5 protein-coding genes and 1 pseudogene are annotated in these 7,333 nt (G+C 73.3%); all 6 read right to left on the reverse strand.

Features of this window, described 5'->3' with window-relative positions; translation table 11 throughout:
* Positions 1 to 128: 128 nt before the first annotated feature.
* The gene (truB, locus tag MOPEL_RS05780; protein ID WP_009481923.1) at positions 129 to 1,208 is read right to left on the reverse strand and encodes a tRNA pseudouridine(55) synthase TruB; all 1,080 of its coding nucleotides are present in this window, start codon (positions 1,206 to 1,208) and stop codon (positions 129 to 131) included.
* Positions 1,209 to 1,211: 3 nt separating this feature from the next.
* Positions 1,212 to 1,874 (reverse strand): 30S ribosome-binding factor RbfA, encoded by a 663-nt coding sequence (gene rbfA / locus MOPEL_RS18925; protein ID WP_009481924.1) that lies wholly within the window; start codon positions 1,872 to 1,874, stop codon positions 1,212 to 1,214.
* A 141-nt stretch (positions 1,875 to 2,015) separates the two neighbouring features.
* The gene (locus MOPEL_RS05790; RefSeq protein ID WP_009481925.1) at positions 2,016 to 3,272 is read right to left on the reverse strand and encodes a multidrug effflux MFS transporter; all 1,257 of its coding nucleotides are present in this window, start codon (positions 3,270 to 3,272) and stop codon (positions 2,016 to 2,018) included.
* A 120-nt stretch (positions 3,273 to 3,392) separates the two neighbouring features.
* A pseudogene (locus tag MOPEL_RS05795) lies at positions 3,393 to 4,453 on the reverse strand (alcohol dehydrogenase catalytic domain-containing protein).
* A gap of 25 nt (positions 4,454 to 4,478) precedes the next feature.
* Positions 4,479 to 5,048: an ASCH domain-containing protein gene (locus tag MOPEL_RS05800; protein WP_009481927.1), complete on the reverse strand. Its 570-nt coding sequence runs from the start codon at positions 5,046 to 5,048 to the stop codon at positions 4,479 to 4,481.
* A gap of 128 nt (positions 5,049 to 5,176) precedes the next feature.
* Positions 5,177 to 7,333: translation initiation factor IF-2 (gene infB, locus MOPEL_RS05805; protein WP_009481928.1), on the reverse strand; the 2,157-nt coding region annotated here is incomplete at its 5' end.

The following is a 7,333-nucleotide window of genomic DNA, read 5'->3' on the forward strand; positions in this document are numbered from 1 at the left end:
GAGGCGAGGAGCGGATCTGCGAGCCGGCGACCGGCACGTTCGTCGGCAGCGTCATTCCTGCGCGGCCCGCCAGGACCCCCGCTGCACGACGGAACCCGCGGATCGGCGCACAGACTCCGCGTCGAGGATCAGGTCGGCGCGGGCGCGGTGAAGACGACCTCGGGCATGACGCGCTCGCTCGACTCGTCGAGGATCGCGACGAGGGTGCCGTCGGGGGCGAAGGCCGCGACGGGGCCGTCACGACCAGGCTCGGCGGAGGGGATGCGCACCCCGTTCGAGACGAGCCGGGCCTCCTCGGCGTCGAGGTCGCGCATCGGCATCGACGCGCGGGCGGCGTCCTCGAGGGAAACGAGCGGCAACCCCGACGTGCCGGGTCGCGCCTCCGGGGCGTCGCGGGGAACGCCTGCGGCACGGGCGGATTCGAGTTCGTCCATCGTGTGGGCGACGGCGAGGTCGATGCCACCGACGCGCGTGCGCCGCAGCGCCGTGAGGTGCCCTCCCACACCGAGGGCACGGCCGAGGTCGCGGGCGAGCGCCCGCACGTAGGTTCCCGAGGACACGGTGACCTCGACGTCGAGGTCGAGCACCGGCACCGGGTCGGCGGGCACGTCCGAGGTCGGGATCTCGACGCGCTCCTCGCCGCGGTCGCGTCGGTGGACCGCCGAGGGATCGTCGGCCTCCTCCTGCGGGGGGATCGCCGTGCCGCGGCGCCGGTCGAGGACGTCGAACTGCGACACCCGCACCGGCCTCCCCGCGAGGGCGACGTCCTCCCCCGACCGGGCCCGCGCGTACGCCCGGCGCCCGTCGATCTTGATGGCGCTCACCGTGCTCGGCACCTGCGTGAGGTCGCCGGTGAGGTCGCCCACCGCGGCGTCGAGCGCCTCGTCGGTGAGGGCGTCGACCGCACCGGCGGGAGCGACGGCCGTGGCGACCCCCTCGGCGTCGTCGGTCATCGTCGCGACGCCGAGGCGGATCGTCGCCGAGTACGTCTTGTCGGCGCCCACGAGGTACGTGAGCAGCCGCGTGGCCTTGTTCACCCCGACGACGAGCACGCCCGTCGCCATGGGGTCGAGCGTGCCCGCGTGACCGACCTTGCGGGTGCCCGCGAGCCGCCGGCACGCACCGACGACCTGGTGGCTCGTCCACCCTGCGGGCTTGTCGACGACGAGGAGCCCGTCGCCGACGGTCGGGTCGATCGCGCGGGCCACGACTCAGCGGCCCTCGGACGCGCCGCGGGAGGTGGGGCGCACGTCCTCGTCGCCGTCGATCTCGTCGATGCGAGTGAGGTCACCGTCGACGTCGTCGAGCCCCTCGTCGGCCGCCACGTCGACCCCGCCCGCGGGCAGGTCGTCCGCGGCGTGGAGCTGCTCCGAGGTGACCTCGCCGCTCTCCATCTGCTCCTCGACCTCGTCGTCGTCCAGCTCGTCGTCCTCGTCGTCGAACTCGTCGTCGAACTCGTCGTACTTGCGGTAGGGGTCGGCGTCACCGGCGTACGTCGCCCCGGCGCGGGCGGCGGCGAGGTCGGCGTCGAGGCGGCGGGCCTCCTCGAGGACCTCCTCGAGGTGCGCGGCGCCCTCGGGGATCGCGTCGGCGATGAACTCCAGGCTCGGCGTGAGGCGGATGCCGAGGCCCTTGCCCACGGCCGAGCGGATGCGGCCGCGGTTCTCGGCGAGGACGTCGGCGGTGGCCTGACGCTCCTCGTCGGAGCCGAAGACCGTGTAGAACACCGACGCGTTCTGCAGGTCGCCGGTGACGCGCACGTCGGTGATCGTGACGAACCCGAGCCGCTCGTCCTTGATCCGTCCCTCGAGCATCTCCGCGACGATCACCTTGATGCGGTCCGCCACCTTGCGGGCGCGTGCCGGGTCGGCCATGTCGAATCACCTTTCTCGCGGCCGGGCGCGCGGGTGGTCCACCTCGCGGCGTCGGCAGCCCCCGGGCGGGGGCGTCGGGACCGCTCCCCCGCATCTCGGCGGGCTCGCGGTGCACGGGAGGTCACAGCGTAGAACGCCGACTCACCCCGACCCGAATCGTCGGCGGCCAGCTGCCCGTTCGCGACGACGCACCGCGAGCACGGAGAGGACCGCGAGCCCGTACGCCCCCGCCATGACGACCGCCATCGGCAGCAGCGAGTCGTAGCCGAAGACCCCGGTGAGCGGGGTCGCGAGCGCCCCGACGAGCATCTGCAGGCCGCCCTGCAGCGAGGCGGCGGTGCCGGCGGCGCGGCGTCCCGCCTCCTGCGCCAGCGCCGTCGTGCCGGGGATGACGAACCCGCCCGAGGCCACGACCAGCGCGAACGCCGCCCACGGCCACGCGACCGACGTGCGGGCGTGCGGGTCGAGGAGCGCGAGGGCGAGGAGCCCGGCCGAGGCGAGCGCGGCGACACCGACCCCGATCGCGACGAGGATCCGGGGACCGGTGCGCAGGACGATCTGCCGGAACACCGTCGCGGTCACCGCCATCCCGGCGGCGTTCGCCGCGAACATCACCGTGTAGAGCTGCGGGGTCATGCCGTACGTCGTCTGCAGCACGAGCGAGGACCCCCCGATGTAGGTGAAGAACCCCGCCGACGCGCACAGCCCCACGACGACGTGCTGCATAAAGGCCCCGTCGCGGGCGAGGTCGGCCATGCGGGGCAGCAACCGGGAGAGGCCCGGCTCGTGGCGGCGCTCCGGGGGGAGGGACTCGGGGATCCCCCACGCGACGGCGAGCAGCATCCCCACCCCGGCGAGCGCGAGGGTGCCGAACACCCACCGCCACGAGGAGTGCGTGATGACGAGCTGCCCGAGGATCGGCGCGAGCAGCGGCGCGAGGAACGTGATCGACGCCAGGGTGCCGAACGTCCGGGCCGCCACCGGCCCCGGGTACAGGTCGGAGACCACCGCCCGGCCCACGACGACCCCGGCCCCGGCCGCGAGCCCCTGGACGAGGCGGGCGAGGAGGAACAGCGGCGCCCCCGGCGTCACCGCGCAGACGAGCGAGGCGACCGCGAACACCGACGTGCTGCCCCACAGCACGACCCGGCGGCCGGTGGCGTCGCTCGTCGGGCCGAGAAGCAACTGCCCCGTGGCGAGCCCGACGAGGTAGGCCGTGAGGGTGAGCTGGGCGACCGCTCCCGTCGTCGCGAGGCTGCGCGCCACCTCGGGTAGGGCCGAGATGTACATGTCGGTCGCGAACGGCCCGATGCCCGTGACGAGCACGAGCGCCGGGATCAACCGGCGCGACGGGGCCGCGAGCGGACCGTGGCGCGGTTCGGGCGGGGAGTCGGGCACCCGGCAAGGGTACGGGCGGGCCAGGGTGGAGACAGGCGTCCCCGCGTCGCCCCTCCATGGTGAGCCGTCATCCCCGATCGGCGTGTCGGCCCGTGCCGCGCAGACCCCCGGAAGGGGCCGTCACGGCGCGGTCGCCTGGCCCCCACGGAGATCGACGACGGTCATCCCGGGCGCGGCGCCGGGTTCACCCATGGCGGTGAGCTCCGCGGGGGCCTCCTCGAGCCCGACGACGCGACCGACGAGCGCCCCCAGGTCGAGGCCCGCGGCGAGGTCGAGCATCGCCGGGTAGTCCGCCGCGGCGAGGCCGTGGGTGCCGTGGATCGACAGCTCCCACGCCACGACCCGGTCCATCGGCAACGGCGGCGTCGAGGACGCGCCGAGGAGCAGCCCCGCCTGGACGTGCCGACCTCGGCGCCGCAGGCCGAGGACGGAGGCCACGGCGGCGTCCGGGTGGCCGATGGCGTCGATGCCGACGTGGGCACCCCCGCCCGTCGCCGCGGCGACGGCCTCGGCGACCTGCGTCGGGGAGAGCCCGGCCGCCGGGACGACCGCGTCGGCCCCGAGCGCCTCGGCGTGCGCGAGAGCCGGGGCCGCGACGTCGACCGCGACGACCCGCGCCCCGAGCCCCGGGCGATGACGAGGGCGGACGTGCCGACCCCACCCGCGCCGTGCACGGCGAGCCATTGCCCCGGTCGCAGACCTCCGTGAGCGGTGAGCGCGCGGTAGGCGGTGGCGAACCGGCACCCGAGCGCGGCGGCCTCGACGTCTCCCAGGGAGTCCGGCACCGCGACGAGGTTCGTGTCCGCCGCGTGGAGGACCACGCGCTCGGCGAACGACCCCGCGTGGGTGAACCCGGGTTGGGTCTGGTGCGGGCACACCTGCGGGTCGCCCTGGACGCACGTTGGGCACACGCCACACCCGCAGACGAACGGCACCGTGACCCGCTCCCCACCGCGCCAGCGCGTCACACCCTCCCCCACCTCGACGACGACGCCGACGAGTTCGTGGCCCGGCACGTGCGGCAGCGGCACCGGGTCGTGCCCGGCCCAGGCATGCCAGTCCGAACGGCACACCCCGGTCGCGCTCACCGCCACGACGACCCCACCCGGCGGCGCGCTCGGCACCGGGACCCGCCGCACCGTCGGCAGGCTCCCGGGGAGGTCGTGGACGACCGCGCGCATGGTGCCCGCCCGGCCTTGGCCGTGGTCAGCCACGAGCGTTGCCCTCGGTGTCGTGGCCGTGCTGCTCGCGACCATGCACCCCGGGCCGCTCGCGACCATGCACCCCCCGCGGCACGAGCACCTCGAACTCCTCGAGCACCACGGGCATGTCGTCGGCGAATCCCCGATCGTGGGAGGCGTGTTCGGTAAAGAACCGCCGATGCACCTCGCGCCAGTACCGCAGCGTCCGGTCGCCCTCTCCCTCGGCGTACGCGTGCGCCTCGTCGACCTCGTCGAAGGGCACGACCCGTACAGACGTGGTGTGGAGCAGGGCCTGCGGATGCCCCGCGGAGTCGAGCACGATCGACAACTCACCCGGCGTGGGCACCTCATCGCCCTCGGCCTCGTAGTCCCACAGGGCGCTCGCCGTCGCCGTCTTGACCCCCTCGAGCACGAGGCGCAGCAACGCGTCGGCCTGGGCCGCGTCCGCTCCGAACGACCAGGCGGGCGGCGTCACCGAGTCCAGCGCGTTCGGGCCGAAGTACGGCCGGGACGCGTTGAGCCCCGCCTTCACGCGCGCGTCGGCCCAGAAGCTCTCGATCTCGTCCGGATCCATCACCCCACCCTACGGAGTGAGGCCCAGGATGCCCGACGGCCGGGCCGGGGAGTCTCCTCCCCGACCCGGCCGTCGTGTGGGCGTTCCCCGGGATCTCTCCCGGATTCGCCGCCTCGCGCTGAGGAACCTCAGACGCGAGGCTTCTCGCGCATCTCGTACGTCGTGATGAGGTCCTCCAGCTGGAGGTCGTTGTACGAGCCGAGGTTGATACCGCACTCGTAGCCCTCGCGGACCTCGGTGACGTCGTCCTTGAACCGACGCAGACCGGCGACCTCGATGTTCTCGGCCACGACCACGCCGTGACGCGTGATGCGGGCCTTGGTGCCGCGGCGGATCTCGCCCGAGCGGACGATCGAACCGGCGATGTTGCCGAACTTGGAGCTGCGGAAGATCTCGCGGATCTCCGCCGAACCGAGCTCGACCTCTTCGTACTCCGGCTTGAGCATGCCCTTGAGCGCGGCCTCGATCTCCTCGATGGCCTGGTAGATCACCGAGTAGTACCGGATCTCCACGCCCTCACGCTCGGCAACCTCGGCGTTCTGCCCCTCGGCGCGCACGTTGAAGCCGATGATGACGGCGTTCGACGCGGCAGCGAGGTTGATGTTGTTGAGGGTGATGGCACCGACGCCACGGTCGATGATGCGCAGGTCGACCTCGTCGCCCACGTCGATCTGCAGGAGCGCGTCCTCCAGTGCCTCGACCGAACCCGACACGTCACCCTTGAGGATGAGGTTGAGGGTGTCGACCTTGCCGGCGGCGAGGGCCTCGTTGAGGTCTTCGAGGCTGATGCGCTTGCGGGCCTTGGCGAGGGACGCCTGACGGTCCGCGGCCTCACGCTTCTCGGCGATCTGACGGGCCGTGCGGTCGTCCGGAGCCACGATGAACGTGTCACCGGCGCGCGGCACGGAGCTCAGACCGAGCACCTGCACCGGACGCGACGGCAGCGCGACGTCGAGGTGGTTGCCGTGCTCGTCGAGCATGGCACGCACACGACCGTGCGCCGAGCCGGCGACGATCGAGTCACCGACGCACAGCGTTCCGGAGGTGACGAGCACCGTCGCGGTCGCACCACGGCCACGGTCGAGGTTGGCCTCGATCGCGACGCCACGGGCGTCCTTGTCGGGGTTCGCCCGCAGGTCGAGGGCCGCGTCCGCCGTGAGGAGGACCGCCTCGAGCAGGTCGTCGATGTGCTGGCCCTGCTTGGCCGAGACGTCGACGAACATCGTGTCGCCGCCGTACTCCTCGGCGATGAGGCCGTACTCGGTGAGCTGACCGCGCACCTTGGCCGGGTCGGCGCCGTCGACGTCGATCTTGTTGACCGCGACGACGATCGGCACGTCGGCCGCCTGGGCGTGGTTGAGCGCCTCGATCGTCTGCGGCATGACGCCGTCGTTCGCGGCGACGACGAGGATCGCGATGTCGGTCACCTTGGCACCACGGGCACGCATGGCGGTGAACGCCTCGTGACCCGGGGTGTCGATGAACGTGATCGCACGCTCCTCGCCCTCGTGCTCGGTGGTGATCTGGTACGCACCGATGTGCTGGGTGATGCCGCCGGCCTCGCCCTCGATGACGTTGGCGTGGCGGATCGCGTCGAGCAGTCGCGTCTTACCGTGGTCGACGTGACCCATGACGGTCACGACCGGCGGACGCGGCTCGAGGAGGTCGTCGTCCTCCTCCTCGGCCTCGTGCTCGAGGTCGATGCCGTACTGGCCGAAGAGCTCGCGCTCCTCGTCCTCCGGCGAGACGACCTGGATGTCGTAGCCGAGCTCGGCGCCGAGGAGCTTGAACGTGTCCTCGTCGAGGGACTGCGTCGCCGTCGCCATCTCACCGAGGTGGAACAGCACGGTGACGAGGCTCGCCGGGTTCGCGTTGATCTTGTCGGCGAGATCGGTGAGCGAGGCGCCGCGACGGACTCGGATGACCGTCGAACCGTCGCCGCGGGGAACGCTGACGCCACCGATGCTCGGCGCCTGCATCTCCTCGAACTCGCGACGCTTCGCGCGCTTGCTCTTGCGTCCACGGACCGGACGACCGCCGCCGCGACCGAACGCGCCCTGCGTGCCGCCGCGACCACCCGGGCCACGACCGCCGCCACCGGGACGACCACCCCAGCCGCCACCGCCGGGACGACCGCCGCCACCGGGGCGTCCACCGCTGGGACGCTGACCGGGGCGAGCGACCGACGTGCGGTCGGGCATCATGCCGGGGTTCGGGCGCGGGGCGCCGCCGGCGGCCGGACGGGGACCGCCGGAACCGCCGGGACGCGGACCGGCCGCGCCGCT

This window comes from Mobilicoccus pelagius NBRC 104925 (genome assembly GCF_000247995.1).
In the GTDB taxonomy this organism is placed as follows: Bacteria; Actinomycetota; Actinomycetes; order Actinomycetales; family Dermatophilaceae; genus Mobilicoccus; species Mobilicoccus pelagius.

Excerpts from the sequence above, each read along its gene's own strand:
- MOPEL_RS05800 (WP_009481927.1), bottom strand. The coding sequence starts at position 5,048 with ATGGATCCGGACGAGATCGAGAGCTTCTGGGCCGACGCGCGCGTGAAG.
- rbfA (WP_009481924.1), bottom strand. The coding sequence starts at position 1,874 with ATGGCCGACCCGGCACGCGCCCGCAAGGTGGCGGACCGCATCAAGGTG.